Origin of the sequence: Mesorhizobium sp. WSM4906 (assembly GCF_029674625.1) — a bacterium.
Taxonomy (GTDB): Bacteria; Pseudomonadota; Alphaproteobacteria; order Rhizobiales; family Rhizobiaceae; genus Mesorhizobium.
Genome location: NZ_CP121355.1, coordinates 4231927 through 4258809 on the forward strand (window position 1 = coordinate 4231927; position 26883 = coordinate 4258809).

31 protein-coding genes are annotated in these 26883 nt (G+C 63.9%); 24 read left to right on the forward strand and 7 right to left on the reverse strand.

What is annotated here, in order from left to right; all coding sequences use genetic code 11:
* Position 1: 1 nt before the first annotated feature.
* Genes QAZ22_RS20220 through QAZ22_RS20230 form a run of 3 tightly spaced genes read left to right on the forward strand, consistent with a single transcriptional unit; the run spans position 2 to position 2853 of the window.
* Positions 2-460 (forward strand): GNAT family N-acetyltransferase, encoded by a 459-nt coding sequence (locus tag QAZ22_RS20220; RefSeq protein ID WP_278202520.1) that lies wholly within the window; start codon positions 2-4, stop codon positions 458-460.
* Positions 460-2025, forward strand: a complete 1566-nt coding sequence (locus tag QAZ22_RS20225) for an amidase family protein (RefSeq protein WP_278202521.1) — start codon at positions 460-462, stop codon at positions 2023-2025. The genes QAZ22_RS20220 and QAZ22_RS20225 overlap by 1 nt, the downstream gene beginning before the upstream one ends.
* Positions 2026-2055: 30 nt before the next feature.
* On the forward strand, positions 2056-2853 hold the full coding sequence (locus QAZ22_RS20230; protein ID WP_278202522.1) for a YdcF family protein: 798 nt from the start codon (positions 2056-2058) through the stop codon (positions 2851-2853).
* Here the strand turns inward: QAZ22_RS20230 and QAZ22_RS20235 are convergent.
* The gene (locus QAZ22_RS20235) at positions 2802-3545 is read right to left on the reverse strand and encodes a DUF599 domain-containing protein (protein ID WP_278202523.1); all 744 of its coding nucleotides are present in this window, start codon (positions 3543-3545) and stop codon (positions 2802-2804) included. The genes QAZ22_RS20230 and QAZ22_RS20235 overlap by 52 nt on opposite strands.
* A 175-nt stretch (positions 3546-3720) precedes the next feature.
* On the opposite strand from QAZ22_RS20235, the gene QAZ22_RS20240 reads away from it, so the two are divergent.
* From QAZ22_RS20240 to QAZ22_RS20260, 5 genes are all read left to right on the forward strand, one after another.
* Positions 3721-5124: an L-serine ammonia-lyase gene (locus tag QAZ22_RS20240; protein WP_278202525.1), complete on the forward strand. Its 1404-nt coding sequence runs from the start codon at positions 3721-3723 to the stop codon at positions 5122-5124.
* A gap of 65 nt (positions 5125-5189) precedes the next feature.
* Positions 5190-5444, forward strand: a complete 255-nt coding sequence (locus QAZ22_RS20245; protein ID WP_278202526.1) for a type II toxin-antitoxin system HicA family toxin — start codon at positions 5190-5192, stop codon at positions 5442-5444.
* Entirely contained in the window at positions 5441-5779 is a 339-nt protein-coding gene (locus tag QAZ22_RS20250; protein ID WP_278202527.1) for a type II toxin-antitoxin system HicB family antitoxin, read from the forward strand. Before QAZ22_RS20245 ends, QAZ22_RS20250 begins: the two co-directional genes overlap by 4 nt.
* Positions 5780-5852: 73 nt before the next feature.
* On the forward strand, positions 5853-6290 hold the full coding sequence (locus QAZ22_RS20255; RefSeq protein WP_278202528.1) for a DUF1489 family protein: 438 nt from the start codon (positions 5853-5855) through the stop codon (positions 6288-6290).
* Positions 6291-6409: 119 nt separating this feature from the next.
* Positions 6410-7108 carry a molecular chaperone DnaJ gene (locus tag QAZ22_RS20260; protein WP_278202529.1) on the forward strand — a complete coding sequence of 233 codons (699 nt, stop codon included), beginning with the start codon at positions 6410-6412 and terminating at the stop codon, positions 7106-7108.
* Positions 7109-7149: 41 nt separating this feature from the next.
* Here QAZ22_RS20260 and QAZ22_RS20265 read toward each other — a convergent pair whose 3' ends face one another.
* Entirely contained in the window at positions 7150-8601 is a 1452-nt protein-coding gene (locus QAZ22_RS20265; protein WP_278202530.1) for a D-alanyl-D-alanine carboxypeptidase, read from the reverse strand.
* Between the two features lie 285 nt (positions 8602-8886).
* Between QAZ22_RS20265 and QAZ22_RS20270 the strand changes: the two genes are divergently transcribed.
* The 4 genes from QAZ22_RS20270 (at position 8887) to QAZ22_RS20285 (ending at position 13026) form a co-directional block, all read left to right on the forward strand.
* A complete protein-coding gene (locus QAZ22_RS20270) occupies positions 8887-9216 on the forward strand; it encodes a phasin family protein (RefSeq protein WP_040972326.1) in 330 nt (109 codons plus the stop codon).
* A 277-nt stretch (positions 9217-9493) separates the two neighbouring features.
* Complete coding sequence (gene clpS, locus QAZ22_RS20275; RefSeq protein WP_041000825.1) at positions 9494-9820, forward strand: ATP-dependent Clp protease adapter ClpS; 327 nt, start codon at positions 9494-9496, stop codon at positions 9818-9820.
* A 6-nt stretch (positions 9821-9826) separates the two neighbouring features.
* Positions 9827-12292, forward strand: a complete 2466-nt coding sequence (clpA, locus tag QAZ22_RS20280; RefSeq protein WP_278202532.1) for an ATP-dependent Clp protease ATP-binding subunit ClpA — start codon at positions 9827-9829, stop codon at positions 12290-12292.
* Between the two features lie 107 nt (positions 12293-12399).
* Positions 12400-13026 (forward strand): chloramphenicol phosphotransferase, encoded by a 627-nt coding sequence (locus QAZ22_RS20285; protein ID WP_278202533.1) that lies wholly within the window; start codon positions 12400-12402, stop codon positions 13024-13026.
* Between the two features lie 6 nt (positions 13027-13032).
* Here the strand turns inward: QAZ22_RS20285 and QAZ22_RS20290 are convergent, their stop codons facing one another.
* A complete protein-coding gene (locus tag QAZ22_RS20290; protein WP_278207895.1) occupies positions 13033-13461 on the reverse strand; it encodes an HIT family protein in 429 nt (142 codons plus the stop codon).
* A gap of 64 nt (positions 13462-13525) precedes the next feature.
* On the opposite strand from QAZ22_RS20290, the gene QAZ22_RS20295 reads away from it, so the two are divergent.
* Entirely contained in the window at positions 13526-13690 is a 165-nt protein-coding gene (locus tag QAZ22_RS20295) for a cytochrome oxidase subunit III (protein WP_278074237.1), read from the forward strand.
* A 20-nt stretch (positions 13691-13710) separates the two neighbouring features.
* Here QAZ22_RS20295 and QAZ22_RS20300 read toward each other — a convergent pair whose 3' ends face one another.
* The 3 genes from QAZ22_RS20300 to QAZ22_RS20310 all read right to left on the reverse strand — a co-directional run bounded on the left by QAZ22_RS20300 (position 13711) and on the right by QAZ22_RS20310 (position 16317).
* Positions 13711-14925, reverse strand: a complete 1215-nt coding sequence (locus QAZ22_RS20300) for a GNAT family N-acetyltransferase (protein WP_278202534.1) — start codon at positions 14923-14925, stop codon at positions 13711-13713.
* A 187-nt stretch (positions 14926-15112) separates the two neighbouring features.
* Positions 15113-15841, reverse strand: coding sequence for a glycerophosphodiester phosphodiesterase (locus QAZ22_RS20305; RefSeq protein ID WP_278202535.1), 729 nt, complete (start codon positions 15839-15841; stop codon positions 15113-15115).
* Between the two features lie 11 nt (positions 15842-15852).
* Complete coding sequence (locus tag QAZ22_RS20310; RefSeq protein WP_278202536.1) at positions 15853-16317, reverse strand: RidA family protein; 465 nt, start codon at positions 16315-16317, stop codon at positions 15853-15855.
* A 138-nt stretch (positions 16318-16455) separates the two neighbouring features.
* Between QAZ22_RS20310 and QAZ22_RS20315 the strand changes: the two genes are divergently transcribed.
* The 5 genes from QAZ22_RS20315 (at position 16456) to tsf (ending at position 21039) form a co-directional block, all read left to right on the forward strand.
* Positions 16456-17286, forward strand: coding sequence for a cell envelope integrity EipB family protein (locus QAZ22_RS20315; RefSeq protein ID WP_278074240.1), 831 nt, complete (start codon positions 16456-16458; stop codon positions 17284-17286).
* Between the two features lie 95 nt (positions 17287-17381).
* Positions 17382-18677, forward strand: a complete 1296-nt coding sequence (locus QAZ22_RS20320; protein ID WP_278202537.1) for a hypothetical protein — start codon at positions 17382-17384, stop codon at positions 18675-18677.
* Between the two features lie 62 nt (positions 18678-18739).
* The gene (locus tag QAZ22_RS20325; RefSeq protein WP_059188655.1) at positions 18740-19018 is read left to right on the forward strand and encodes a DUF4031 domain-containing protein; all 279 of its coding nucleotides are present in this window, start codon (positions 18740-18742) and stop codon (positions 19016-19018) included.
* A 201-nt stretch (positions 19019-19219) separates the two neighbouring features.
* Positions 19220-19999 carry a 30S ribosomal protein S2 gene (rpsB, locus tag QAZ22_RS20330; protein ID WP_278074242.1) on the forward strand — a complete coding sequence of 260 codons (780 nt, stop codon included), beginning with the start codon at positions 19220-19222 and terminating at the stop codon, positions 19997-19999.
* Positions 20000-20118: 119 nt separating this feature from the next.
* The gene (gene tsf / locus QAZ22_RS20335) at positions 20119-21039 is read left to right on the forward strand and encodes a translation elongation factor Ts (protein ID WP_278202538.1); all 921 of its coding nucleotides are present in this window, start codon (positions 20119-20121) and stop codon (positions 21037-21039) included.
* A gap of 28 nt (positions 21040-21067) precedes the next feature.
* Here the strand turns inward: tsf and QAZ22_RS20340 are convergent, their stop codons facing one another.
* Positions 21068-21994 (reverse strand): LysR family transcriptional regulator, encoded by a 927-nt coding sequence (locus QAZ22_RS20340; protein WP_278202539.1) that lies wholly within the window; start codon positions 21992-21994, stop codon positions 21068-21070.
* Positions 21995-22109: 115 nt separating this feature from the next.
* On the opposite strand from QAZ22_RS20340, the gene QAZ22_RS20345 reads away from it, so the two are divergent.
* From QAZ22_RS20345 to QAZ22_RS20370, 6 genes are all read left to right on the forward strand, one after another.
* The gene (locus tag QAZ22_RS20345) at positions 22110-22637 is read left to right on the forward strand and encodes a nuclear transport factor 2 family protein (protein ID WP_278202540.1); all 528 of its coding nucleotides are present in this window, start codon (positions 22110-22112) and stop codon (positions 22635-22637) included.
* Positions 22638-22666: 29 nt separating this feature from the next.
* Positions 22667-23776 (forward strand): aldo/keto reductase, encoded by a 1110-nt coding sequence (locus tag QAZ22_RS20350; RefSeq protein ID WP_278202541.1) that lies wholly within the window; start codon positions 22667-22669, stop codon positions 23774-23776.
* Between the two features lie 150 nt (positions 23777-23926).
* A complete protein-coding gene (gene pyrH, locus QAZ22_RS20355) occupies positions 23927-24649 on the forward strand; it encodes a UMP kinase (RefSeq protein ID WP_126100415.1) in 723 nt (240 codons plus the stop codon).
* Positions 24650-24738: 89 nt separating this feature from the next.
* Positions 24739-25293: a ribosome recycling factor gene (frr, locus tag QAZ22_RS20360; RefSeq protein WP_278202542.1), complete on the forward strand. Its 555-nt coding sequence runs from the start codon at positions 24739-24741 to the stop codon at positions 25291-25293.
* 32 nt (positions 25294-25325) lie between these two features.
* Complete coding sequence (locus tag QAZ22_RS20365) at positions 25326-26045, forward strand: isoprenyl transferase (RefSeq protein WP_278202543.1); 720 nt, start codon at positions 25326-25328, stop codon at positions 26043-26045.
* Between the two features lie 11 nt (positions 26046-26056).
* Positions 26057-26875 carry a phosphatidate cytidylyltransferase gene (locus QAZ22_RS20370; RefSeq protein ID WP_278202544.1) on the forward strand — a complete coding sequence of 273 codons (819 nt, stop codon included), beginning with the start codon at positions 26057-26059 and terminating at the stop codon, positions 26873-26875.
* The last annotated feature ends 8 nt before the right edge of the window (positions 26876-26883 follow it).

Here is a 26883-nt window from a genome sequence, read left to right on the forward strand (position 1 = left end):
GATGGCCATCGAGATCGCCGTCGAGACGCCCTTGCAGGACGATGTGCGCGCGCTGGTGGCGGAACTCAATGCGACGTTGCTCGAACTGACGCCGCCGGAACATTGCTACCACCTGAGCGTCGAGCAGATGGCCGGCGAAGATACGACCGTGTTCATCGCCCGCGACGGCGGCCTTGCCGTCGCCTGCGGCGCGCTGAAGCGCCACGGCGACGCGACCGGCGAGGTCAAGCGCATGTATACGCGGCCATCGCATCGCGGCCAGAAGATCGGCGCGCAAATCGTCCAACAGGTCGAGGCGCTGGCACGGCAGGAAGGGCTGAAGCGCCTGGTTCTCGAAACCGGCGACCGCCACCCTGCCGCCTGGACCGTCTATGAACGTGCCGGTTTTTCGCGTTGCGGCCCGGTGCTGGATTATCCCGACTCCATGTGGTCGGTGTTTTACGAAAAGAGCCTTGCCTGATGAGCGACCTCACACATCTCACCATTTCCGAGGCCCGCGCCAAGCTGCGCGGCAAGGAGATTTCGGCTACCGAGATCACGGAAGCCTATCTTTCGGCGATCGACCGCGCCAATCCACTGCTCAATGCCTATATCGCGGTAACCGCCGACAAGGCGCGCGACATGGCCAAGGCGTCCGACGCCAAGCTGGCTCGGGGCGAGGGCGGGGCGCTCGAAGGCATTCCGCTCGGCATCAAGGACCTGTTCGCTACCGAAGGCATCCACACCCAGGCCTGCAGCCATGTGCTGGACGGCTTCAAGCCGCGCTATGAATCGACCGTCACGGCCAATCTCTGGGCCGACGGCGCCGTCATGCTCGGCAAGCTCAACATGGACGAGTTCGCCATGGGCTCCTCCAACGAAACCTCCTATTACGGCCCGGTGATCAACCCGTGGCGGCGCGCGCGCCTCGACACGGTGGTGATGCCGACGACGCATCAGGGCGACGGCGGCTTCGTCTCGGCCGGAGGCGCGAAGACCCAGCGCACTCTGGACAACGCCCAGCTGGTTCCGGGTGGCTCCTCCGGCGGATCGGCCTCGGCCGTCGCAGCCTTCCTCTGCGCCGGCGCCACCGCGACCGACACCGGCGGCTCGATCCGCCAGCCGGCGGCGTTTACGGGCACGGTCGGCATCAAGCCGACCTATGGCCGCTGCTCGCGCTGGGGCGTGGTCGCCTTCGCTTCGTCGCTCGACCAGGCCGGGCCGATCGCCCGCGACGTGCGCGACGCCGCGATCCTGTTGAAGTCGATGGCTTCTTCCGATCCGAAGGACACGACGTCGGTCGACCGGCCGGTGCCGGATTACGAAGCGGTGATCGGCAAGCCGATCAAGGGCATGAAGGTCGGCATCCCGAAGGAGTACCGCGTCGACGGCATGCCGGAAGACATCGAGGCGCTGTGGCAGAAGGGGATTGCCTGGCTGAAGGACGCCGGCGCCGAGATCGTCGACATCTCTTTGCCGCACACCAAATACGCGCTGCCGGCCTATTACATCGTGGCGCCCGCCGAGGCCTCTTCCAACCTGGCCCGCTATGACGGCGTGCGCTACGGGTTGCGCGTTCCCGGCAAGGACATTGTCGACATGTACGAGAAGACGCGCGCCGCCGGCTTCGGCCGCGAGGTCAAGCGCCGCATCATGATCGGCACCTATGTGCTGTCGGCCGGCTATTACGACGCCTACTACCTGCAGGCGCAGAAGGTGCGCACCCTGATCAAGCGCGACTTCGAGACCGTCTTTGCCGCCGGCGTCGACGTGATCCTGACGCCGGCGACGCCGTCCGCCGCTTTCGGTATTGCCGACGAGGACATGAATTCCGATCCGGTGAAAATGTATCTCAACGACATCTTCACCGTGACGGTGAACATGGCCGGATTGCCAGGCATCTCGGTGCCGGCTGGCCTCGACGGCAAGGGCCTGCCGCTCGGTCTGCAGCTCATCGGCCGGCCGTTCGATGAGGAAACGCTGTTCCAGACCGCGCATGTCATCGAACAGGCGGCGGGCAGGTTCCAGCCGGACAAGTGGTGGTAACGTTGTCCCTCATCTGAAACGGGGTGAGGGATGTTCTACTATCTTTCCAAGATCCTCTGGTTCTTCATCCAGCCGCTGAACCTGGCGATCTTCCTGCTGCTTGCAGGTTTGTTGGCGGCGCTCTTGGGCCGCCGTCGGCTGGCTGCCACCGGCAGCGTGCTCGCCTTCCTGATTCTCGCCCTTTCGGCCTGGACGTCGCTCGGCGCGATGATGCTCAATCCATTGGAAGAGCGCTTCCCCAAGCCGCCGCTGCCGGCCAGCGTCGACGGCATCGTCGTGCTCGGCGGCGGCTTCGAGGGCGCCATCAACCTCGCGCGCGGCGGGTACGAACTGAACAGCGGCGGCGACCGCATGGTCGAGACCGCGATCCTCGCCAGGCGCTTCCCGCAAGCGAAAGTGGTCGTCTCCGGCGGCAATGGCGAGCTTTTCCTCGATGGCGAGGGCGATGCCGATACCGCACCGCGCCTGCTTGGCGCGTTGGGTGTCGCGCCCGATCGCCTGGTTCTCGAGAACAAGTCGCGCAATACCTATGAGAATGCGGTCTTCACCCGCAGGCTGGTCGACCCGAAGCCGGGCGAGACATGGCTGCTGGTGACGTCCGCCTTCCACATGCCACGCGCCAAGGCTCTCTTCGACAAGGCAGGTTTTCCGACCGTTCCCTGGCCGGTCGACTACCGCACGTCAGGTCGCGAAGGCATCGGCCTCTACCGCGACAACCCGGCCGACGCGCTGCAGGCGACGACGGTGGCGATCCGTGAATGGATAGGACTTTTCGCCTATTGGCTGTCGGGTCGCATCGATCGGCCCTTCCCGGCGCCGGGCGGCTGACCGAGCACTGCTTGGCGCGCGGCCGAGAAGAACTGCCGGCGCACCAGCACAGCAAGCAGCACCAGCGTCGACAGCACGAATACGGTCGGACCGACGAACCAGCCGAGATAGCCGATCGAGAAAAAGACGGCGCGCAGGCCGGAATTGAAATGCTTGCCGGCAAGCACGTTCATGCGGGTGGCACGCCATACCGCCGTGTCACTGGCGGGATTGCGCGAGGCCTCGCCATGCGGAACCGGCACGGCGCCGATCAGGATCGAGCAGTAGTTGAACAGCCGGTAGGCCCAGCCGAACTTGAAGAAGGCGAAGGCAAGGATCAGCACCAGGCCGAACATCTTGGTCTGGAAGGCCTCGCGGGAGGATGCGGCGGCCAACGGCAGGTCGGCCATTATGGTTAGAACCCGGTCCGAGGCCCCTAGCAGGGCAAAGCAGCCGCCGAGCGCGATCAGCGAGCTGGACGCAAAGAAGGCGGTGCCTTGCTGCAGCCCGCTCATGATGGCGGTGTCGACGATGCGCACCTCGCGCTCGGCCATGTTGCGCATCCAGGCCTCGCGCTGGGCGTTCATCGCGGTCGTCAGCGACACGCGGCTGATCAGCTTGCCGTCCGAGGCCAGCGTGTGCAGCACCCAGACGACCAGGAAGAAAGCCAGCGCCGCCACATCGGCGGCGGAAAGATGAATGGAATCGCCCATGCATTCTTCTACCACAGGCCCGGCAGGCACTTCGACGGGCGGAGGCAAGCGCCGGAGGATGTCGCTGCCGGAGCAGACAAGGTCGGCAGACGCGGCGACGCGACACGCAAAACAGCGGAAACATCGCAGGAATTCCTATATGTAATTTTCAAGCGGCCCCAGGAGGCAACGGCGCGTGTTCCTTTCGGTTTTCGACCTGTTCAAGATCGGCATCGGTCCATCGAGCTCGCACACGATGGGGCCGATGACGGCCGCGCGCCGCTTCCTGGACGAGATCCTCGCCGGCGACTGGCCGCGCCCCGCGGGCGTCAAGGTCGATCGCATCGGCGCCAGCCTGCACGGCTCGCTCGCCTACACTGGAATCGGCCATGGCTCGGACCGCGCCGTGATCCTCGGCCTTGCCGGCGAGACGCCTCAGACGGTCGATCCGGATGAGGCTGATGGTATCGTTGCCCGCATCGGAGCGGACAAGCGGATTTCGCCGCCTGGGCATCCGTCCTATCGCTTCGACCCGGCCAAGGACCTGGTGCTCGACCGCAAGACGCCGCTGACTGGCCACGCCAACGGCATGGCCTTTTACGCCTACGACGCCTCCGCCCGGCTCCTGCTCAAGCGCATCTATTATTCGATCGGCGGCGGCTTCGTCGTCTCCGAGGAAGAATTGCAGCGCATGAAGGCCAAGGGCTCGGTGACGACGGAAGGCAAGAAGGTGCCGTATCCGTTCAAGAACGCCGTCGAGATGCTGAAGATGGCCGCCAAGAGCGGGCTTTCGATCGCCGAGATGAAGCGCGCCAACGAGGAAAAACACATGTCGCGCGAGGAGCTCGACGCCGGCCTCGACGCGATCTGGAGCGCCATGAAGGGCTGTATCGATCGAGGCCTGTCGCAGGACGGCGTCATGCCGGGCGGATTGAAGGTGCGCCGCCGTGCGCGCCAGCTGCACGACAAGCTGCAGGAGCAGTGGCAGCAGAACCGGCCCAACCCCTTGCTCGCCAATGACTGGCTGTCGATCTATGCCATGGCTGTCAACGAGGAGAACGCCGCCGGCGGACGCGTGGTGACCGCGCCGACCAACGGCGCCGCCGGCACGCTGCCGGCGGTGCTGCGCTACTGGCTGCATTTCCATCCCGAAGCCGACCAGCCGAGCATCCGCGACTTCCTGCTGACGGCCGCCGCCGTCGGCGGCATCATCAAGTCCAACGCCTCGATTTCCGGCGCCGAGGTCGGCTGCCAGGGCGAGGTGGGATCTGCCTCGGCAATGGCTGCCGCCGGCCTTTGCGCCGTGATGGGCGGCACGCCGGAGCAGGTCGAGAACGCCGCCGAAATCGCGCTCGAGCATCATCTCGGCATGACTTGCGATCCGGTCGGCGGCCTCGTGCAGGTGCCCTGCATCGAGCGCAATGCGCTCGGCGCGGTCAAGGCGGTGACCGCCGCCTCGCTCGCCATCAAGGGCGACGGCACGCATTTCGTGCCGCTGGACGCGGCGATCGAAACCATGCGCCAGACCGGTCTCGACATGAACGAGAAGTACAAGGAAACCAGCCTCGGCGGGCTGGCTGTCAACGTGGTCGAGTGCTGAAGACCCTACGCTTTCCGACCCTTGCATTTCTTGCTTAACGATACCAAATTGTGGTACTAAACCGCATGAAGCGAAAGCATCAGGCAACGCTTGCGCAGATTTTCTCGCGACCGGTAAGCGGCACAATTCGATGGTCGGATATCGAAGCCTTGTTCGTGGCTTTGGGTGCTGAAGTCAGCGAACGCGAAGGATCGCGTGTCGGCGTGTTTCTGTTCGGTGAGGTCCGCGTTTTCCATCGGCCTCATCCGACACCGGACACTGATAAGGGCGCGGTTGCCAGCATCAGGAAATGGCTGGAGAGCCATGGAGTGAGACCATGAAGAACATCATTGAGATCGACGGCCACAAGGCATCGGTGTCTTTCGACCCGGAGCTGGGAATGCTGAGGGGCGAATTCCTGGGTCTGGCCGGCGGCGCGGATTTTTACGCCGCGAATGTCGAACAACTCTACGCCGAGGGCGCGGCGTCGTTGAAAGTTTTCCTCGAAATGTGCCGCGAGAAAGGCATCAAGCCTTTTCGGGAATTTTCCGGCCGCTTCAATGTTCGGCTCGATCCCGCTACTCATCAGGCCGCCGTTATCGCCGCCGCCGCCGAGAACAAAAGCCTCAACGAGTGGGTTGCCCAAGCGATCGAAACGGCCGCTCTGGCCTCATGATCTGGCAGTTACAGGCCTGTGTATAACCTCGCCCGTCGTTGAACGCCTTGGTGGCAGTCGCTAGATTGCGGGCATGTCTCTCAATCTCATCAAGCTCTGTGTCGGCTGCGACAGCGTCGAGGATTTGGAAGAGTGGATCGCTTTTCGCCTTGACGAGCGGCGCCGCGCCGGCGAGCCGGCCGAGCACTGGCACACCACGCGCATGGTGCCGACTCGGGGCGAAGAGATCACCGACGGCGGTTCGCTCTACTGGGTGATCAAGGGCAACGTGCAGTGCCGGCAGCTGATCACCGAGATACGCCCGTTCGTTGACGGCGACGGCATCGGCCGCTGCCATCTGGTCCTCGACCCCGAAGTGGTGCGCACCGACTGGCAGCCGCGCCGCGCCTTCCAGGGCTGGCGTTATCTCAAGCCGCCCGATGCCCCGGCCGATCTCGGCAAGGGCAGGGCGGCATTGGCCGAGATGCCGCCGAAACTGCGCCTGGAGCTCGCCGAGCTCGGCCTGCTCTAACTTAGCACCGCACTGTCACTTGGCGGCTGGCCTCGCTGCTCGTCCAATGTGGGACTTGCAAGCACGGCGACTGCGCCCCATCCTGATTAGAGACGCAATCATCCGGATGATGCAAACCGATGGGCGTGATCATCGCGTTGGCGGCCCTGCTGCTGGTGCTTTTCGGCGCCGCCACTATCTTCGTGCGCGCCGATGCCGCCACGATGGCGGACAATCTCAGAACGCTTGGACCTGCGCTGCTGGGGCTGATCGGCACCGCGATGCTCGTGGTCGGCCGCAGCGGCATCGGCGGGCTACTCCTGATTGCGGCGGTCGGCTGGTATGCCTGGCTGCGATCGAAGCGGCCGCTCGCGAAACCTGTGGCGGCCAAACGCTCGACCGTGCGCACCGCGGCTCTCGAAATGGATCTCGACCACGACAGCGGCAAGCTCGAGGGCCTGGTTCTCGCCGGCCACTATGAAGGTAAGATGCTTGGCGCGATGGGAATTGCGGACCTGCAGCAACTCCATGCCGAGCTGCGGTCCGATCCGGAGAGCCGCCAGCTCTTAGAGACGTATCTTGACGGCCGTTTTCCCGTCTGGCGCAAGGACGCGCAGCCGGACAGTGGCGAGGGGCTGGGTGTTGCGCCAGGTGCGGGCGCCATGACTAAGGAGGAGGCCTACAAGATCCTTGGTCTTGAAGCGGGGGCTGCCGCGGCGGATATCCGCAAGGCGCACCGCCGCCTGATGCAGCGCCTGAACGCCGATGTCGGCGGCACGTCTGTCCTGGCGGCGCGGATCAATGAAGCCAAGGACGTCTTGCTCTCCAATCACGACTAGTCTCCTTCGACGCGGAACTTCCCGGGAGGTTCAAAAGCCGCCTATTGCTGGACGGCGTAGCACGAGATTTTCTTTCGCTTCAGCGCATCGCAGGCCTTCCAGGCGGCGTCCTTCGACCCGAACCCGCCGAAACGGGCGCGGTAGTAGGTGACGCCGTCCTTGTCGAACGCGACCGTGAAGCCCTCAGCGTCTGCGAGAACCTTCGGCGCCTGCTTGCTCGTCTTGTCGAGCAGGGCCTTGGCCCCCGACTGCGTGGGCGAGGAGGCGACCTGCACCACCCATCCAGAAGGCACCGACGAGGTCTTGACCGGATCGACGGACGGCGCGGGGGCCGTAGCCGGCTCGGCGTAGGCAGCAACGGCCTGGGATGTGGTCTCGGTCTGCGACGCGGTTTCTTGAGGCGCGGGGGCCGGAGCCATCGCGGCCACGGCAACCGTCTTCACCTTCCTGACCTGGATCACCGGCTTGGTCTCCTCGGCGATCGGGGTGCTGTCGTCAGCCGCATTGTCGTCGGCCGACGCGACTTCGGTGTCGTCGACGGCCGGTTTTTCGTCTGGGGTCGGCGCGTCATGCTTCGGCAGAAGGACCTTCGCCAGGGCCTTGATCGGATTGTCGCCGCCGGCCTTGGCGATCAGATTGCTGCCGCCGCGGGTCGAGGCGCGCGGCAGGTAAGTGTTGATCAGCGAGGCCATCTGGTTGTCGCGGCTGCGGCCGGAAGCGCCGCCCATCACCACGGCGACGAGGCGGCGATCGCCATCGGCGACGGAGGAAACCAGGTTGTAGCCCGAAGCGCGCGTGTAACCGGTCTTGATCCCGTCGACGCCCTTGATGCGGCCGAGCAGGCGGTTGTGGCCGTTGATGCGCTGGCGGCCGTAAAGGAACGAGCGCTGCGAGAAATAGCCGTAATATTGCGGAAAGTGCTCGCGGAGCGCGATGCCGAGCATGGCCATGTCGTGCGCCGTGGTGAACTGACCGGGATCGGGCAGGCCGTTGGCGTTGCGGAAGACGGTGCCGTTCATGCCGAGCTGGCGCGCCTTGGCCGTCATCATGCGGGCGAAATTGTCTTCGCTGCCGCCCAGCAACTCGCCAAGCGCGGTGGCCGAGTCGTTGGCGGACTTCGTCACCATCGACAGGATCGCGGTCTCGACCGGAACCGAGCCGCCGGCGCGCACGCCGAGCTTGGTCGGCGGCTCGGACGCGGCATGGGCCGAGTACGGCACTGGCGTGTTCTTGCTGATCCTGCCCTTCGCCAGCGCCTCGAAGGTGAGGTAGAGCGTCATCATCTTGGTGAGCGAGGCCGGATAGCGCCGGCCGTTGGCGTCGGCCGAATAGAGCACCTTGCCGGTCTTGGCGTCGACGACGATAGCCGCGGACTTCGCGGCGAGAGCCGATGCGACATCGGCGGCGACAATCGTCACCGCGAGCGCGGCGACCATGATTGCCTTGAAGGAGAATGAAGATTTCGAGACGAAGCCCGACAACGCCTGACGCACCGCTACTTACCCTGAATTTTCGTTGCCCCGGAGGCGGCTGAGGGAGTGCCCGCCCCGCTTCCGGCCAAGCTATCGCGGGCAGCGTTACCAATCCGTTTATGGTAACCGCGGCGTTCACCATTTTCCGGCGATTTGAGCCTCTATTTATTCGAATTTTAGCCGTTGCCGCCTCTCGGCCCCTTGCGGCTCAAGGGAATCTTGACTTTTTGTGCAGTGCACAATACATTCGATGCGTTGCACAAGGGCGCCCGGGGCTAAAGGGCGTTTCAACCAAGGGAAAGTGAAATGACCCAGACCTATGAGGACTTCACGAAATACGGCAAGGAGTTTGCCGACACCGGGCTGAAGAGCTTTGCCTCGCTCACCAAGGGTGCGCAGGCAATCGCCACGGAAGCCGGCGAATACACCAAGAAGAGCTTCGAGGCCGGCAGCGCCGCCTTCGAGAAGCTGTTCTCGGCCAAGTCGATCGAGAAGGCCATCGAGATCCAGACCGACTACGCCAAGCAGAGCTACGAGAGCTTCGTGGCCGAGGCCAGCAAGATCGGCAACCTCTATGCCGAGCTCGCCAAGGAAGCCTACAAGCCGTTCGAATCGGTCGTCGCCAAGGCGAAGTAATTTCGTCGGATCGCATATGACACGGCCTGCGGGCCCGCAGGAAGGACCCGGTCGCGGAAGCGCGGCCGGGTTTTTTCATGCGCGGCTGCAACCGCCCGAGCCCTGCCGCATTCACGATTGAGAAAATCGCTGAAGTTTGCCCACCTAGCCATATTGTCAGCTAAACAGAAGGGCTTAAAATCGGCCATCGAAGACCTACATGTTGAACTCGCACGAGGATTCGAAAAGGCAGGACTACGTGACGATCGGTTTGACTGCCACGGCAGACGTGGTGCGAATGCAAGGTGACGGCGACCGAAACGATCCCGGTCGCGGCACAGCGGTCATCACGCGCACCAAAACCAAGACCAAGAAGCCCAGCCTCTACAGGGTCCTCATCCTCAACGACGACTACACTCCGATGGAGTTCGTGGTCCACGTCCTGGAGCGTTTTTTCCAGAAGGACCGCGAGGCCGCCACACGCATCATGCTGCATGTTCATAATCATGGAGTGGGCGAGTGCGGGGTCTACACATTCGAGGTGGCCGAGACCAAAGTGTCTCAGGTCATGGATTTCGCCCGACAGAATCAGCATCCGCTGCAATGCGTGATGGAGAAGAAGTGAGGTAACATGCCGGCTTTCTCCCAAGGCCTGGAAAAGGCGCTACATCAGGCGCTGACATTCGCCAACGAACGACACCATGAGTATGCAACGCTCGAACACCTGCTGCTCGCGCTGATCGACGACACCGAGGCGGCCGCCGTCATGCGCGCCTGCAACGTCGATCTCGACGAGCTCAAGCATACCGTTCTGACCTATATCGACACCGAGCTCGACAACCTCGTCACCGGTTACGACGAGGATTCCAAGCCGACCGCCGGGTTCCAGCGCGTCATCCAGCGCGCCGTCATCCACGTGCAGTCATCCGGCCGCGAGGAAGTGTCCGGCGCCAACGTGCTCGTCGCCATCTTCGCCGAGCGCGAGAGTCACGCCGCCTATTTCCTGCAGGAGCAGCAGATGACCCGCTACGATGCGGTCAATTACATCTCGCACGGCATCGCCAAGCGCCCGGGCGCTTCGGAGTCGCGCACGCCGCGCGGCGCCGAGGACGAGCAGGGCGGCCAGAACGGCGCCGAGCCGCAGGAGGACGGCGGCAAGAAGAAGCCGCAGGACGCGCTGACGGCCTACTGCATCAACCTCAACAACAAGGCCAAGGCCGGCAAGATCGATCCGCTGATCGGTCGCGAGAGCGAGATCAACCGCACCATCCAGGTGCTGTGCCGCCGCTCCAAGAACAACCCGCTCTATGTCGGCGACCCGGGCGTCGGCAAGACGGCGATCGCCGAGGGCCTCGCCAAGCGCATCGTCGAAGGCGACGTGCCCGAGGTGCTGCAGGACGCCACCATCTTCGCGCTCGACATGGGCACTCTCTTGGCCGGCACCCGCTATCGCGGCGACTTCGAGGAGCGGCTGAAGCAGGTCGTCAAGGAGCTCGAGGACTACCCCGGCGCGGTGCTGTTCATCGACGAGATACACACCGTGATCGGGGCAGGGGCCACGTCGGGCGGCGCCATGGATGCGTCGAACCTGTTGAAGCCAGCGCTGTCGTCCGGCGCCATCCGCTGCATCGGCTCGACCACCTACAAGGAGTTCCGCCAGTTCTTCGAAAAGGACCGCGCCTTGGTGCGGCGCTTCCAGAAGATCGACGTCAACGAGCCGACCATCGAGGACGCCATCGAGATCATGAAGGGCCTCAAGCCTTATTTCGAGGAGTTCCACAAGGTCCGCTACACGAGCGAAGCGATCAAGGCCTCGGTCGAACTCTCGGCCCGCTACATCAACGACCGCAAGCTGCCGGACAAGGCGATCGACGTGATCGACGAGACCGGCGCCTCGCAGATGCTGGTGCCTGAGGCCAAGCGCAAGAAGACGATCGGCATCAAGGAAATCGAGGCGACGATCGCCACCATGGCGCGCATTCCGCCGAAGACGGTTTCGGCCGACGACGAGAAGGTGCTGCAGGGTCTCGATGTCGAGCTGAAGCGCGTCGTCTACGGCCAGGACACCGCGATCACCGCGCTGACTTCGGCGATCAAGCTGGCGCGCGCCGGCCTGCGCGAACCGGAGAAGCCGATCGGCTCCTACCTGTTCTCGGGTCCGACCGGCGTCGGCAAGACGGAAGTGGCCAAGCAGCTTGCCGCCTCGCTCGGCGTCGAGCTGATCCGCTTCGACATGTCGGAATATATGGAACGCCACACCGTCTCGCGGCTGATCGGCGCGCCTCCCGGCTATGTCGGCTTCGACCAAGGCGGCCTTTTGACCGACGGCGTCGACCAGCATCCGCATTGCGTGCTCCTGCTCGACGAGGTCGAGAAGGCGCATCCGGACCTGTTCAACATCCTGTTGCAGGTGATGGACCATGGCAAGCTGACCGATCACAACGGCAAGCAGATCGACTTCCGCAACGTCATCCTGATCATGACGACCAATGCGGGCGCGTCGGACGCCCAGCGTGCGGCGATCGGCTTCGGCTCGACGAAGCGCGAGGGCGACGACGTCGAGGCGATCAACCGGCTGTTCACGCCGGAGTTCCGCAACCGCCTCGATGCGATCATCCCGTTCGGCTCGCTGCCGGTGCCGGTCATCCACCAGGTGGTGCAGAAGTTCGTCATGCAGCTCGAGGCCCAGCTTTCCGAGCGTGGCGTCACCTTCGACCTGTCGCCCGAGGCGATCGCCTGGCTGGCCGACAAGGGCTATGACGAGCGCATGGGCGCGCGTCCGCTCGGCCGCGTCATCCAGGAGCACATCAAGAAGCCGTTGGCCGACGAGGTGCTGTTCGGCAAGCTGAAGAAGGGCGGCACGGTGCGCGTCACCGTCGAGAAGAAGGAGACCGGCGAGACCGGCCTGAAGCTCGAATCGCTCGCCGACGAAGCCCCGGTGAAGCCGAAGAAGGAAGAGCCGGAGGACGCGCCGAAGACGAGGAAGGCAGCGGCGAAGAAGCCCGCCGCCAAAAAGGCGGTGGCGCAGAAGCCGGACCCGAAGGGCAAGGACGGCGGCAAGCGCAGCCTTGTCCCGCAGCTGCCTCGCAAGGGCTGATCGGCCTGGAAATCAAAAAAGTCCCGGCATGAACTGACCCCCGAAAGTTGGACACAACCTTCGGGGGTCAGTTCACAACGGGGCTTTTTTCGTTAGAGGGATCGGCATTGGCGGCCGGACAAATCATCATACTGAACGGCGTGCCGCGCTCCGGAAAGTCGAGCATAGCCGGCGCCGTCCAGGAGATGTTCGATGGCGTGTGGGTCAATCTCGGCGTCGACGCCTATGCGCAGATCACGCCGCCGCGACTGCGTCCGGGCATCGGCCTGCGTCCCGGCGGCGAACGCCCCGACCTCGAGGCCTTTCTGCCGGGCTTCTATGCCGCGCTCTATGACTCCATCGCGGCACACAGCCGGCAGGGGCTGAATGTCGTCACCGATGTCGGCCACCACGATGCCTATTCGAGGCCGCTCGACATCCTTCCCGACTGCGCCCGGCGCCTCGCGGGCCTGCCGGTGCTGTTCGTTGGCGTCCGCTGCCCGATCGAAATGATCCTGCAAAGACGCGCCGCAGGCGCGGCTGACCGAACCTACGTGACCGGATCGGACGAGGATCCGCTGCCGCGGCCCGTGCGCCTGTGGCAGGAAGGGGTGCACAAGCCCGGCATCTACGATCTGGAGATCGATACGTCGCGGCTGAGCCCGGCTGAGTGTGCGGAAGCCATCCGGCGGCGGCTCGTCGACGGACCGGAGCCCACCGCCTTCCCGACGCTGGCGCAATCGCGGGCCGGCTGAGCCGGATCAGCCTCCCAGCGCCGCCCGAATCTTGCCGGCGTTCTCGGCGAGCACCTCCGGCTTTTCCATCTGCCCGGAATGCGGCTTCAGCGGCACGCCATCGAAGCGCGGAATGACATGGACATGGAGGTGGTAGACGGTCTGCCCCGAAGCCGGCTCGTTGAACTGCATCACGGTGACGCCGTCGGCGTTGAAAGCCTTTTTCACGGCCACCGCCACTTTCTGCACAACGGCAAACAGCGGCCCGAACGTCGCCGGATCGGCGTCGAGGATGTTGCGTGACGGAGCCTTCGGCACCACCAGCGTGTGGCCGACTCCTTGCGGCATCACGTCCATGAAGGCAACGACCGCATCGTCCTCATAGATGCGGTGCGAGGGGATTTCGCCGCGCAGGATTTTTGCGAAAATGTTGTTCGTATCGTAGACGGTCATGATGCCTCGCTATTTGATGATCGACGATGTTTGTCGCCGGACAGGGTAGCGTCAAGATGGAGCAGCCATGAAGTGGATCGTTGCCGGCTGGCTTTTGTTCATCGTGTCGGCGCTGTTCTTCATCGCCGCGGCATGGCGCGCGGGCGATCTATTGGCGCTCGCAGGCGGCGTGTTCTTCCTGGTCGCCTGCTTTTCGTTCCTTGTCCCGATCGCGGCCAGAAAGCCGCAATAACCGGGGCGTAGCGCGCGGAGCTATTCCTTGAGATCCTTGCGGAACGGCGTGTGCTCTTCGAGATACTCGCCCATCCGCTCCACTTCGCGCCGCTCGCGGCGCAGATAGTCGGCGACCGCGTTGCGCAGGCCGGGATGAGCGATGTAGTGCGCCGAATGCATGGTCACCGGCTGATAGCCGCGCGCCAGCTTGTGCTCGCCTTGCGCGCCTGCCTCCACCACTTTCAGCTTGCGTTCGATCGCGAAGTCGATCGCCTGGTGGTAGCAAACCTCGAAATGCAGGAAGGGGTGATCCTCGATGCAGCCCCAGTTGCGGCCATAGAGCGCGTCCGAGCCGATGAAGTTGATGGCGCCGGCGATGTAGCGGCCATTGCGTCTGGCCATCACCAGGAGGATATCGTCGGCCATGCGCTCCCCGATCAGCGAAAAGAACTGGCGGTTGAGATAGGGCCGGCCCCATTTGCGGCCGCCGGTATCCATGTAGAAGGCGAAGAAATCGTCCCAGGCGCGTTCGGTGATGTCCCTGCCGGTCAGCCAGTCGATCGAGATGCCATCGGCCAGCGCCTCGCGGCGCTCCTTCTTCATCGCCTTGCGCTTGCGCGAGGCAAGCGTGGCGAGGAAGTCGTCATAGCTCGAAAAGCCTTCGTTGAAGAAATGGAACTGCTGATCGGTCCGATGCAGGAACCCTGCCGCCTCCAGCGTCGCTATGTCGGGCTCCGCCGCGAAGGTGACATGGGCGGAAGACACGCCAAGCTTGTCGGTCACCAATTTCAGGCCAGCGGCAAGTCCGGCCCTCACCGCGCTCTGGTCCTCCTCCTTGCCGACCAGCAGGCGAGGGCCTGTGACAGGCGTGAACGGCACCGAGCATTGCAGCTTGGGGTAATAGCGTCCGCCGGCACGCTCGAACGCATCCGACCAGCCATGATCGAAGACATATTCGCCCTGACTGTGCGACTTGAGATAGCAAGGCACGGCGCCGAGCAGCTTGCCTTGCGCCGTCTCGAGTCTGAGGTGATGGCCCTGCCAGCCGGTGCGCCGCACGGCGCAGCCGGAGTCCTCGAGCGCGCTCAGAAAAGCGAATGAAACGAGCGGGTTGTAACCATTTTCATTATCGCCGCGTGTGGTTCCGGCGAAGCCGTTCCATTCCTCGCAGGTGAACGCGCCTATGCCCGCCGCGACGCGGATGGCATAGTCCGCATTCGTTGTCCGTCCATCGTCGTCGTCACCCTGATCCATGGGGCTTATTTAAGCGTCATCAGTGCAGCTACAAGTCACGTTTCAGGCACCGCCTCAGAGCACGATGCCGAAAAGCACGAAAAGGTTTTTTGCTTCGCTGACCTTCGGTTCGGACGACATCATGCTCTCTCTTTGGTTTGTTTGGGCGGATCAGATTTCACGTCGTTCGACCTGAAATCATCCGGCTCTAGGCGACCTTGACCAGATCGGGCTCGAAGCCCTCGAAGGTCATCTGGTCGGCATATCTGAACGTGAGGTCGACCGCCGGCTGGTCGTGCACGGTCCAGGTGATGACGGGCATTTTGAGCTTTTCGCGCACGAAGCTGACGAACGGGTTGGGCAGGTCGCCGGCGGCGTAGGACGTGAAGGCGATGTCGTGCGCCAGCATGGCGAAATGCGCCTCGATCAGCTGATTGTCCTTGCCGTAGGCGGTCAGCCCGCCGGGGATGCCCGGCGCATCCTTGGCGAAGTCGCGGATCAGCCAATGATCGAACGACATGATCGCCACCTTGCCCTTGTAGCGCTTGAGCAGCCTGCCGACGCTCGCGACCAATCCTTTGTCGTGGCCGGGAGCACCTTTCAGCTCGACCACAAGCGGCACCCGACCGTCGATCAGGTCGAGCGCCTCCTGCAATGTCGGCAGGTGATCCCTCGTGCCGCCCACCTTGAGCGCGGTGAGTTCGGCCGCGGTGCGCTGCCAGACAAAGCCGCCCTCGCCGGTCAGGCGTTTCAGATCGCCGTCGTGGATGATGACGGGAACGCCGTCAGACGAGATATGCACGTCGCATTCGATCGCATAGCCGCGCTCGGCCGCCGCCGCGAAGGCCGACAGCGTGTTCTCCCAGCGCGTCTTGTTCATGTCGTGGAAGCCGCGATGCGCGACGGGGCGGGCAATCAGCCAGGAAAGGTCGGTCATGTCAGGCTCGTTCACTCGACTTCGAAAATCGCTTCGATTTCCACCGCGGCATTGAGTGGCAGCGAAGCGGTGCCGACGGCGGAGCGGGCATGCTTGCCGCGCTCGCCGAGGACTGCGACCAGGAAATCGGACGCGCCGTTGGCGACCAGATGCTGCTCGACGAAATCCGGCGCCGAGGCGACGAAGACGGTGATCTTGACCAGCCGGCGGATTTTCCCGAGGTCGCCGAGCGCTGCCTTGGCCTGCGCCAGGATGTTGATGGCGCAGAATTTCGCGCCTTCCTTGCCGGCGGCAGTATCGATGTCGCGGCCAAGCAGCCCGCTGGCCTGCAGCTTGCCGTCCTTCAGCGGAAGCTGGCCGGCGGTGAAGAGCGTGTTGCCGGTCCGGCAGTAGGGCACGTAGTTTGCGGCGGGGGCCGCGGCGGCCGGAAGAGTGACGCCGAGATCGCTTAGCCGCTTTTCGATTGTTTCGCTCATTGGTTTTCCCTATTGCTGGAAGGCGCCGCGTTGGCCGGGCCGAAATTGCTATTTTTGCCTCGCTTCCGCCATGACTTTTTTTAAGCTGGACCATCTTTCCCTGCGGCCTGCCATCGGTCGCGACGATCGGAGCACTTCATGCGCGTGACGCGCCTTTTCCTTTCCGCCGCCTTGCTGTCGACGGTCATCCCGATGGCTCCGGCCTTTGCCGTGCCCGCTCTGCAGGCGCACCGCGCCGTCTACGACCTTACCCTCAACAAGGCGTCCGACCGCTCGGGCATCACCGGCATTTCCGGCCGCATGGTGTATGAGTTCAACGGCTCTCCTTGCGAGGGCTATACGGTGAAGTTCCGTTTCGTCACCCAGATCGTGACCAGCGACAACACCAGGCTGACCGACCAGCAGACGACGACGTTCGAGGACGCCGAAGGCAAGACCTTCTCCTTTGTAACGAAGTCCTTCGTCGACCAGAACCTCGACAAGGAGGTCAAAGGCATGGCGACAAGGGAGCCGAAGGGCCTCAAGGTCGACATCGACAAGCCTGAGAAGAACACGCTCGAACTCGCCGCCACGCAGTTCCCCACCCAGCATCTCGTCGAGCTGATCGGCAAGGCCGAGAAGGGCGAGAACTTCTACCAGACCAATCTGTTCGACGGCTCCGAGGACGCCAACAAGGTGATGACGACGACGGTCGTCGTCGGCAAGAAGACCGACGCCGACAAGTCGGACCCGGAAGCGCCGGCGCTCGCCAAGCTCGCCACCGACAAATACTGGCCTGTCGACATCGCCTATTTCGACGACACCGACAAAAGCGGCGAGGAAGTGCCGGAGTACCGGATCAGCTTCAAGCTGCATGAGAACGGCATCACGCGCGATCTCGTCATGGACTACGGCGACTTCTCGATGACCGGCAAACTGGTCAACCTGTCGCTGTTCGATCAGACCAAGCCCTGCCCGGCTTCGAAATAGCCGCGGGTTAACCACGAAGCAGGCTGCCGAACGGCCCGACTTGAAGGCGCCGCAATCCAGTCCCAGCTTTCCTGACGGCAGTTGGGGGAGAAGGCTTGGGCAGGATCGACGTGTTCGTGGCGCCGCGACCCAATCGGGCGCTGATCAACATGATGACGATCGTCAATCGCATCGTCATGCTGCGTGGGGTTCCAGGTTTCCGCGACCTGTTGCCGTTCAACCGGCTCGCCGGCTTGCGCGGTGTCGCCAATGTCCGCCACATCGACTTTCCCGCCGCCGACCAGCAAAGGCTGCAGACCTGCTGCGGCGAGGGCCAGGCGACGTTCCTCACGCCCAACCATCCGGAATTCTTCACCGACTGGATGATCGACAAGGAGATCGTCTCGCGCGTCAGCCCGCTTGCGGCATCCTGGGCGACGCATGGCGTGGTCAACGGGCTCGGCCGGCTGATGCAGAAATTCTGGTTGGCCAACAATCTCATCGCTCAGATTCCCGGCAACAACGAAGCCGCTAAAGCGCATTCGGTCGACTGGGCGTTGAAGGGTCATGGCGTGCTGCTTCACCCGGAGGGCCGCGTCGGCTGGCACGGCGACTATGTCGGGCCGTTGCTTCCCGGCGCGGTGGAGATGGGGCTCGAGGCGCTGCAGCGCGGTCGCGAAACGAACACGGATTTCAAGGTCTGGGTCGCTCCGGTGGTCTGGAAACTCGCCTTGACCGGCAATGTCGAGCGGGCGCTCGCCAGGGAATGCGCCTATGTCGAGAAAAGCCTGAAAATCGAAGGTGCCGCACACGGCTCGCTGCCGGAGCGCGTCTATCGCATCTATTCGGATCTGTTGTCCCGCGACGAACAGGCCTTTGGCCTGACGGCAGTGCAGGGCGCTTCCTATGCCGTCCGCCAGCAAAGGGCGCTGGCGGAGCTCGGCCAGCGGCTTGCCGACGGCGTTGCGGCTGAGCCCGGCCTCGACCTGGCCGAGCTGTTGCGGCGCTCGCGTCGCTGGCTGCGCGAGGGCGAGGCCGATACCGAGGAACAGAAACGGGTGCGGAAATTGGCGGAAACGATCCAGCGCATCCAGCGCGTCGGTTCCTGGGCCTTCGCCGATCGAACGATCACGCAGGAAGAAATCGCCGAGCACCTGAAGCGCATCCGCAACGACTATTGCAAAGGCACGTTGCGCGACACGATCAACCGCTTCATCCCGCAGCCCGTGGGGCCGCGCTGCGCGCACATCCGCGTGCCCCAGCCCTTGGGGTTGCACGACTACGACGGTTCCGTCGACGAGGCGCTCGTCGTGCTGCGCACGCGTATGCAGGAAGCCGTGACCAGGACCGTGACCGAGCTCGAAGCCGGCGGCGGCTTCATTTCCTATCCGAATCCCTTCTATCATCGCTGACTTGACGTTGGCCCGGGTGACTGTGACGGGCCGGCCCTGTCGGTTGGAGTGCAGCAGGTTCAATGGCTGTCTATGTCGATGCGGCGATCTGGAAATGGGCCGGCCATCGGTGGTGTCATCTGCTTGCCGACGATACCGATGAACTCCACCGCTTCGCCGCCGAGCTCGGCGTCAAGCGCTCGTCCTATCAGGGGCCGCCGAAGACTTCGGCGCCGCATTACGATATCACCGGCTTCGAGCGCGACCGCGCCGTGCGGCTTGGCGCGGTTGAATGCAGCCGCGAGGAGATCGTCGCGATCTTCCGCCGCGTGCGGGTGCCTAACGGCAAGGTAAAACGCTGAGATTTGGGCGGATCGCCGCAGGTGTGGGCGTTTTCGGACGCCCGGCTTGCGTTTGTTGGACTTCCCCTCTATATGCGCGCTCATTCCACACACGGACTTTGGTGTCTGCCCGGGAGAAATCCGGCTGAAACCTCCGGTGGCATCAGGACATAAGTCCGAAATGCCTGTGTCCGTGGAGGCCAACCGGAAAGGAACTAAAGAATGGCTCTGCCTGATTTCAGCATGCGCCAGCTTTTGGAAGCTGGTGCTCACTTCGGCCACCAGACCCACCGCTGGAACCCGAAGATGGCGCCCTATATCTATGGCGCCCGCAACAACATCCATATCATCGACCTGTCGCAGACCGTGCCGCTGCTGCACCAGGCCCTGAAGCAGGTTTCCGACACCGTCGCCAAGGGCGGCCGCGTGCTGTTCGTCGGCACCAAGCGCCAGGCCTCGGACATCGTCGCCGACGCCGCGCAGCGTTCGGCCCAGTACTATGTCAACTCGCGTTGGCTGGGCGGCATGCTGACCAACTGGAAGACGATCTCGAACTCCATCCAGCGCCTGCGCAAGCTCGACGAGACGCTCGCCGGCGAGGCCCAGGGCCTCACCAAGAAGGAGCGGCTCAACCTCGACCGCGAGCGCGAGAAGCTCAACAAGGCGCTCGGCGGCATCAAGGACATGGGCTCGACGCCCGACCTGATGTTCGTCATCGACACCAACAAGGAAGCGATCGCCATCCTCGAAGCCAAGCGCCTCGGCATTCCGGTCGTCGCCATCATCGATTCGAACTGCGACCCGGACAAGATCGACTTCCCGATCCCCGGCAATGACGACGCGGCCCGCGCCATCCAGCTCTATTGCGATCTGATCGCCAAGGCTGCGATCGACGGCATCGCGCGCCAGCAGGGCGCGCTCGGCATGGATATCGGCGCGTCGGCGGAGGCTCCGGTCGAGCCGGCGCTCGACACCCCGGCCACCGAGGCTCCGGAAGCTTGAAAAGCGAAGGCCGGTTGCGGCCTTCATCTTTCCAATAAGTTGGCGCGCTAAAGCGCTTTTGCCGGGCGCATCATCGAGTACCGATGGTGCGTCGGCGCATTTGAAACAAAGAGGCGACAATGAGCATTACGGCTGCACAGGTCAAAGAACTCCGCGACTTGACCGGCGCGGGCATGATGGACTGCAAGGCGGCGTTGAACGAAACCAACGGCGACATGGAAGCGGCCGTCGACTGGCTGCGCAAGAAGGGCATCTCCAAGGCCGACAAGAAGGCCGGCCGCACTGCGGCGGAGGGCCTGATCGGCGTCGATTCCGGCGTTCGCGAAGCCGCAATCGTCGAAGTCAATTCCGAGACCGACTTCGTCGCGCGCAATGCCGCCTTCCAGGAAATCGTCGCCAACGTCGCCAAGGTCGGGCTCGCTTACGGCACGACCGAGGCGGTGGCCGCAGCCAAGTATCCGGGCTCCGACAAGTCGGTCACCGACACCATCAAGGATGCGGTCGGCACCATCGGCGAGAACATGGGCTTCCGCCGTTCGGCCAAGCTCACCGTTCCGCATGGCGCAGTGGCGACCTATGTCCACAATGCCGTCGCCGACGGCCTCGGCAAGCTCGGCGTGCTGGTCGCGATCGAGACCACCGGCAACGAACATGCCGCCAATGCATTCGGTCGCCAGGTCGCCATGCATGTCGCAGCAACCAACCCGGTCGCGCTGACTGCCGAGGAAGTCGACCCGGCGCTTGTCGAGCGCGAGAAGGCGATCTTCTCCGACCAGGCCCGCCAGTCCGGCAAGCCGGAAGCGATCATCGAGAAGATGGTCGAGGGCCGCCTGCGCAAGTTCTACGAAGAGGTCGTGCTTCTGAAGCAGGCCTTCGTGCTCAATCCCGACATCACCGTCGAGAAGGCACTGAAGGATGCCGAGAAGGAGATCGGCGCTCCGGCCAAGATCAGCGCTTACCTGCGCTTCGCGCTCGGCGAAGGCATCGAGAAGGAAACGACCGATTTCGCTGCGGAAGTCGCGGCCGCGGTCAAGAAATAGCCCGAAGCAAGCAGTAAGGCTAAAGAGCTCAGGCAACTCGGCCGGGTGTCCGCATGGATGCCCGGCCGATTTCATGAGCGGTGTCGATAAAGGCCCTGAGCTTCGGCGCCATCGAGGCCCGGCGCGGAAAGTAGAGGAAGAGGCCCGGCTCCTCGATCGCCGTCTTCGGCAGCACCTGGACCAGGCGACCGGCGGCGAGATCGGCGCGCACCAGCGGCTCGAAGACATAGGCGAGCCCGACACCGGCAAGCGCAAGATCGACAGCCGCAAGCGAATCGGTGACGACAGCCGTGCCGCGCGTCTCGACCGCGACATCCTTGCCGTTATCGTTCAAATCCCAACGATAGAGGCCGCCGGAGCGTACGAGCCGGTAGCCGATGCAATTGTGCTTCGCGAGGTCGGCCACGTCGCGCGGCCGGCCGTGCTTTCCGATATAGCCGGGCGAAGCGACGATCACGGCCTTGAAGGACGACGTGAGCCGCACGGTGATCATGTCCTGCGCGATCATCTCTCCCAGCCTGATGCCGGCGTCGAAACCCTCGCCGACGATGTCTACAAGGCCCTGCTCGGCGAAGATCTCGACCGTCACATCAGGATAGCGCTCGGCCATGGCCGCGACCACGGGCGTCACCGCCAAGGGGATCGCGACGTTGGAGGCATTGATCCGGAGCAGACCGGAGGGCCGGCCCTTGACGCCGCGGATGCGGTCCATCCGCTCAGCGATATCCTGAAGGGCAGGGGCCGCCGCCTCCACCAGCGCCTTGCCGGCTTCGGTCAGCGAAACGCTGCGCGTCGTGCGCGCGAACAGCGGCTGGCCGATGCGCTCTTCCACCAGCCGCACGGCATGGCTGACGGCCGACGGGCTCATGCCAAGCTCGGCCGCGGCCAGCGCGAAGCCGCCCCGCCTCGCCACGGCGACAATCACAGGCAGATGCGTGAGCAGATCCCGATCCATTCATGAATGATATCGCATGGTCCTTGCGAACAATGCAATCTTATCGATGCCGGCGCGATGGCCCACATTGCCGTCAACACATTGGCGGCGGGCCGATAGCTCAAGGAGAAGAGACATGAATGCGTTGAGACATGTGACCTTCGCGGCAGGACTGGCGCTGGCGCCGGTCGATGCCGGCGGAACCGAGCCGACCGCTTGGCAAGCGCTCGCCGACGAGCGTGCCGTCATCCGAATCGCGGACGCCATCGACCGCGCCGTCGATGCGCAGGATTGGAAGCTTGCGCGCAGTTATTTCGCCGACCGTGTCGCTGCCGACTTCAGCAGCCTTTCCGGGCAGCCTGCCGCCAACATCGCCTCCGACGACCTGATCGGCGCCTGGGCGGCGAATCTCAAGGGAAGCAAGACGAGCCTGCATCTGCGCACCAACCACCAGGTCGTTATCGAAGGCGACAAGGCTACCGTCCTTTCCAACGGCTATGCCTGGAACAGGATGGAAGGCAATGGCGATCCGCTCTGGGAAGTCTGGGGTACGTATGAGCATCGCCTGACCCGCTCGGCCGCCGGCTGGAAGGTCGACGGGTTCACCTTCCGCATGACGCATGAGCGCGGCAATCCATGGATCAAGGCGACCCCCGGCCAATAAGCCGACATCAAACACGATTGGAGCCTATCATGAGCATGACCTATTACACACTCGGCAACAGCGGCCTGCGCGTCAGCCGGCTGGCGCTGGGCACCATGACCTTCGGCACCGAATGGGGCTGGGGCGCTGACAGGGAAACCGCCCGCGCCATGTTCGACGCTTACGTCGAGGCCGGCGGCAATTTCTTCGACACCGCCGATCTGTATACCGGCGGCACCGCCGAAACCTGGCTCGGTGAATTCGTCGCCGAGCGCGGCTTGCGCGACAAGGCGGTGATCGCGACCAAATTCTCGATGAACGTAGACCCCGGCAATCCAAATGCGGGCGGCAACGGGCGCAAGAACATCATGCGCGCGGTGGACGCGTCGCTGAAGCGGCTCGGAACCGACTATATCGACCTTTATCTCATGCATATCTGGGACAGGCTGACGCCGGCCGAGGAAGTGCTGCGCACGCTGGACGATCTCGTTCGCGCGGGCAAGGTGCGCCACATCGGCCTCTCGGACGTGCCGGCCTGGTATGCCGGCCGGGCGCAGGCGATCGCCGAATTGCGCGGTTATGAACCGATCTCGGCGCTGCAGCTCGAATATTCGCTGACCGAGCGCAGCATCGAGCATGAGTTCGTGCCTTTCGCCACACGCCATGGCGCCGGCATCATGGTCTGGAGCCCGCTGGCCAGTGGGATGCTGAGCGGCAAATATCGCCCGACACAGGCCGGCAATTCCGGCCGGCTGGACGGTTTCCGCAACACCACGCATCCGGGTTTCCAAAAATTCACCGAACGCAATTGGGCGATCGTGGCGGAACTCGAAAAGGTGGCTGCCGAACTCGGCCGCAGCATGGCTCAGGTGGCACTCAACTGGGCGGCAACGCAGCCTGGTATCGCCACGGTCATCCTCGGCGCGACGAAGCTTGCCCAATTGCAGGACAATCTCGCGGCGCTCGGCTTTTCGATTACGCCTGAGCTTCGCAAGCGGCTGGATTCGGCGAGCGGCATGCCGGCGCCGTTCCCGCATTCTTATTTCGGGCCCGAAATCCAGGGGCGGGTGACCGGCGGCGCCACTACCGGCGACAAACCGTCCGGCTATTCTTCACCGGTCCTGATCGAAGGCGAGGCGGTCAGCGTCAGCAGCAACTGATCGAAAAAGCCTGGGATTTTGCGCAAGGGCGCGGCGTGACATCGCCGCGCCCTTCGTGTATCGGGTCGAACCATCATGCCAGCGCCGCCAGGCGAAGCGGGGCAATTTTCGCCTCCAGATTTGCCCGCGCCGAGATTTTCGAGGAACCAGATGACGGTGAAGCCCCTCTATCGACGTGTCTTGCTGAAAGCTTCGGGCGAAGCGCTGATGGGAGAACAGCATTTCGGCATCGACGTCTCGGTCGTCGACCGCATCGCCGCCGACATTGCCGAGGCGCGGGCACTTGGCATCGAAGTCGGTGTCGTGATCGGCGGCGGCAACATCTTCCGCGGCGTGGCCGTCGCCTCCAAGGGCGGCGACCGCGTCACCGGCGACCACATGGGCATGTTGGCCACAGTCATCAACTCGCTGGCGCTGCGCACCTCGCTGAACAAGATCGGCGTCGACGCCGTGGTGCTCTCGGCCATTGCCATGCCCGAGCTCTGCGAGAGTTTTTCACAGCGCCAGGCGACCGCCTACATGAACCAGGGCAAGGTGGTGATCTTCGCCGGCGGCACCGGCAACCCGTTCTTCACCACCGATTCGGCCGCCGCGCTTCGCGCCGCCGAGATCGGAGCCGACGCGCTGTTCAAGGGCACCCAGGTCGACGGTGTCTATTCGGCCGACCCCAAGAAGGATCCGGACGCGGTACGCTTCGACCGCATAAGTCATGCCGAGGTCATCAAACGCGGGCTTACCATCATGGATACGGCCGCGATTGCACTTGCGCGCGAAAACAACATTCCGATAATCGTCTATTCGATCCACGAAAAGGGTGGTTTCGGCGAAATTCTGAGGGGCGGCGGCCGTTGCACGATCGTCGCGGACAATTGACCGGGGCCGGAGTCGGCTAAATGATCGCCGGTTTCGGACGTGACTAGAAGACAAGCAGTGAACCCGGCGAACGGGTCGAGGAGATGATCATGAGTGGCGAATATGACGATCTTAAGCGGCGCATGGACGGGGCGATCGCGGCCTTCAAGCATGATCTTGCTTCGCTGCGCACCGGCCGCGCCTCCAGCAACCTGCTCGACGCCGTCCAGGTCCAGGCCTACGGCACGACGATGCCGATCAACCAGGTGGCCAATGTGACGGTGCCGGAGCCGCGCATGATTTCGGTCTCGGTCTGGGACAAGTCGATGGTCAGCGCCGTCGACCGCGCCATCCGCGAGGCCAATCTCGGCTTCAACCCGATCGTCGACGGCACCAATCTCCGGATTCCGCTGCCCGAACTCAACGAGCAGCGCCGCAAGGAACTGGTCAAGATCTCGCACGGCTATGCCGAGAACGCCCGCGTCGCGGTGCGCCATGTCCGCCGCGACGGCATGGATTTCCTAAAGAAGGCGGAAAAGGACGGCACGATCAGCGAGGACGATCATCGCAAGCGGTCCGACCAGGTACAGAAGCTGACCGACGAGATGATCAGCACCATCGATCACCTGCTTTCCGATAAGGAAGCTGAAATCATGCAGGTTTAGGGTCGGTTTCTCACCGGCTCGAAAGCGAGACCATGGCAACGCCCGCGCATGTCGCGATCATCATGGACGGAAATGGACGCTGGGCCAAGGCGCGCGGCATGCCGAGGCTTGCCGGCCACCGCGCCGGCGTCGAGGCCTTGCGCAAGACGGTGCGCGCCGCGCCCGAGCTCGGCATCTCCTACCTGACGGTCTACGCCTTCTCCTCCGAAAACTGGTCGCGGCCGAAATCCGAGGTCAGCGACCTGATGGGCCTTTTGAAGCTCTTCATCCGCCGCGATCTCGCCGAACTGCACCAGAATGGCGTGCGGGTGAGGGTGATCGGCGACCGGGAAGGGCTGCAACCAGACATCAGGGGATTGCTGCAGGAAGCCGAATCGCTGACCGCCGGCAACGAGGCGCTGACACTGGTCATCGCCTTCAACTATGGCGGCCGCGACGAGATCGTGCGCACCGCGCGCAAGCTCGCCGATGCAGTGGCTCGCGGCGAAATGACGAGCGACGCCATCACGATGGAGAGCTTTGCCGGTTCGCTCGACACCGAGGGCATTCCCGATCCCGACCTGGTGATCCGCACCAGTGGCGAGCTCCGGCTGTCGAACTTCCTTTTGTGGCAGGCCGCCTATAGCGAACTCGTCTTCCTGCCTTGCTACTGGCCGGACTTCAGCCGGGAGCATCTGGCGGACGCCCTGCGGGACTTTGCCGGCCGCGAGCGCCGTTTCGGCGGGCTCGCCGCCCGCGACGTTGCTTTGTAGCGCCGGCATCAATGAGCAATCTCCAACAGCGCGTCATCTCGGCCATCGTGATGGCGGCGCTCACACTTGCGCTCACGTGGCTCGGGGCGCTGCCGTTCCGGCTGTTCTGCGCGGCTATCGCGGCGCTGATATTCTACGAATGGACGCGCATGTCGCGCGCCGAGAGCGGCGCGAGGCTCGGCTTCCTGGCGGAAGCGCTGATTCTCGTCTTTGTCGGAGTGCTGATTGCAGGGCCACCGGCCCTGTGGCTGCTCACTCTGGTCGCAGCCCTCACAGCTATCGCCGCTGCTGCCGCGCGGCTGCGGGGAGCAGCGCAATGGGAGGCATCGGGGCTGGCCTATGCGTCGTTGTCGGGCTTTTCACTCGCCTATCTGCGCGATGACAACCATTCGGGGCTGATCGCCATCCTCTTCCTGTTCGCGGTGGTCTGGGCGACCGACATTGCGGCCTATTTCGTCGGTCGGGCGGTCGGCGGGCCAAAACTCGCGCCGTCGATCTCGCCCGGCAAGACGCAGAGCGGCGCGCTTGGCGGCGCCGTGGGCGGCGTGGTTGCCGGATTGCTGATGGCAATCGCGACCGGGGCCGGCAATCTCATCATGCTTGGCCTTGTCGCCTTGGCGCTCTCGATCGTCTCGCAGGTCGGCGATCTGTTCGAATCCTGGGTCAAGCGCCGACACGGCTGCAAGGATTCGAGCAATCTCATTCCCGGCCATGGCGGCGTCATGGACAGGGTCGATGGGCTTGTCGCGGCGGCTTTCGCCCTGTACCTGATCGGCTGGGTTTCGGCGGGCACCGCCGATCATCCGGCGCAGGGGCTGTTTCCGTTCTAATGCACCGC

Coding starts and splice junctions, on each gene's coding strand:
- QAZ22_RS20305 (WP_278202535.1), bottom strand. CDS start 15,841: ATGACCGACCTTTCCTGGCTGATTGCCCGCCCCGTCGCGCATCGCGGC.
- QAZ22_RS20300 (WP_278202534.1), bottom strand. CDS start 14,925: ATGGATCAGGGTGACGACGACGATGGACGGACAACGAATGCGGACTAT.
- QAZ22_RS20230 (WP_278202522.1), top strand. CDS start 2,056: ATGTTCTACTATCTTTCCAAGATCCTCTGGTTCTTCATCCAGCCGCTG.
- clpS (WP_041000825.1), top strand. CDS start 9,494: ATGCAAGGTGACGGCGACCGAAACGATCCCGGTCGCGGCACAGCGGTC.
- QAZ22_RS20315 (WP_278074240.1), top strand. CDS start 16,456: ATGCGCGTGACGCGCCTTTTCCTTTCCGCCGCCTTGCTGTCGACGGTC.
- QAZ22_RS20310 (WP_278202536.1), bottom strand. CDS start 16,317: ATGAGCGAAACAATCGAAAAGCGGCTAAGCGATCTCGGCGTCACTCTT.
- QAZ22_RS20350 (WP_278202541.1), top strand. CDS start 22,667: ATGAGCATGACCTATTACACACTCGGCAACAGCGGCCTGCGCGTCAGC.
- QAZ22_RS20365 (WP_278202543.1), top strand. CDS start 25,326: ATGGCAACGCCCGCGCATGTCGCGATCATCATGGACGGAAATGGACGC.
- clpA (WP_278202532.1), top strand. CDS start 9,827: ATGCCGGCTTTCTCCCAAGGCCTGGAAAAGGCGCTACATCAGGCGCTG.
- QAZ22_RS20225 (WP_278202521.1), top strand. CDS start 460: ATGAGCGACCTCACACATCTCACCATTTCCGAGGCCCGCGCCAAGCTG.
- QAZ22_RS20260 (WP_278202529.1), top strand. CDS start 6,410: ATGGGCGTGATCATCGCGTTGGCGGCCCTGCTGCTGGTGCTTTTCGGC.
- QAZ22_RS20270 (WP_040972326.1), top strand. CDS start 8,887: ATGACCCAGACCTATGAGGACTTCACGAAATACGGCAAGGAGTTTGCC.
- QAZ22_RS20325 (WP_059188655.1), top strand. CDS start 18,740: ATGGCTGTCTATGTCGATGCGGCGATCTGGAAATGGGCCGGCCATCGG.
- QAZ22_RS20255 (WP_278202528.1), top strand. CDS start 5,853: ATGTCTCTCAATCTCATCAAGCTCTGTGTCGGCTGCGACAGCGTCGAG.
- QAZ22_RS20370 (WP_278202544.1), top strand. CDS start 26,057: ATGAGCAATCTCCAACAGCGCGTCATCTCGGCCATCGTGATGGCGGCG.
- QAZ22_RS20245 (WP_278202526.1), top strand. CDS start 5,190: ATGAAGCGAAAGCATCAGGCAACGCTTGCGCAGATTTTCTCGCGACCG.
- pyrH (WP_126100415.1), top strand. CDS start 23,927: ATGACGGTGAAGCCCCTCTATCGACGTGTCTTGCTGAAAGCTTCGGGC.
- QAZ22_RS20235 (WP_278202523.1), bottom strand. CDS start 3,545: ATGGGCGATTCCATTCATCTTTCCGCCGCCGATGTGGCGGCGCTGGCT.
- tsf (WP_278202538.1), top strand. CDS start 20,119: ATGAGCATTACGGCTGCACAGGTCAAAGAACTCCGCGACTTGACCGGC.
- QAZ22_RS20295 (WP_278074237.1), top strand. CDS start 13,526: ATGAAGTGGATCGTTGCCGGCTGGCTTTTGTTCATCGTGTCGGCGCTG.
- QAZ22_RS20250 (WP_278202527.1), top strand. CDS start 5,441: ATGAAGAACATCATTGAGATCGACGGCCACAAGGCATCGGTGTCTTTC.
- QAZ22_RS20345 (WP_278202540.1), top strand. CDS start 22,110: ATGAATGCGTTGAGACATGTGACCTTCGCGGCAGGACTGGCGCTGGCG.
- QAZ22_RS20340 (WP_278202539.1), bottom strand. CDS start 21,994: ATGGATCGGGATCTGCTCACGCATCTGCCTGTGATTGTCGCCGTGGCG.
- frr (WP_278202542.1), top strand. CDS start 24,739: ATGAGTGGCGAATATGACGATCTTAAGCGGCGCATGGACGGGGCGATC.
- QAZ22_RS20220 (WP_278202520.1), top strand. CDS start 2: ATGGCCATCGAGATCGCCGTCGAGACGCCCTTGCAGGACGATGTGCGC.
- rpsB (WP_278074242.1), top strand. CDS start 19,220: ATGGCTCTGCCTGATTTCAGCATGCGCCAGCTTTTGGAAGCTGGTGCT.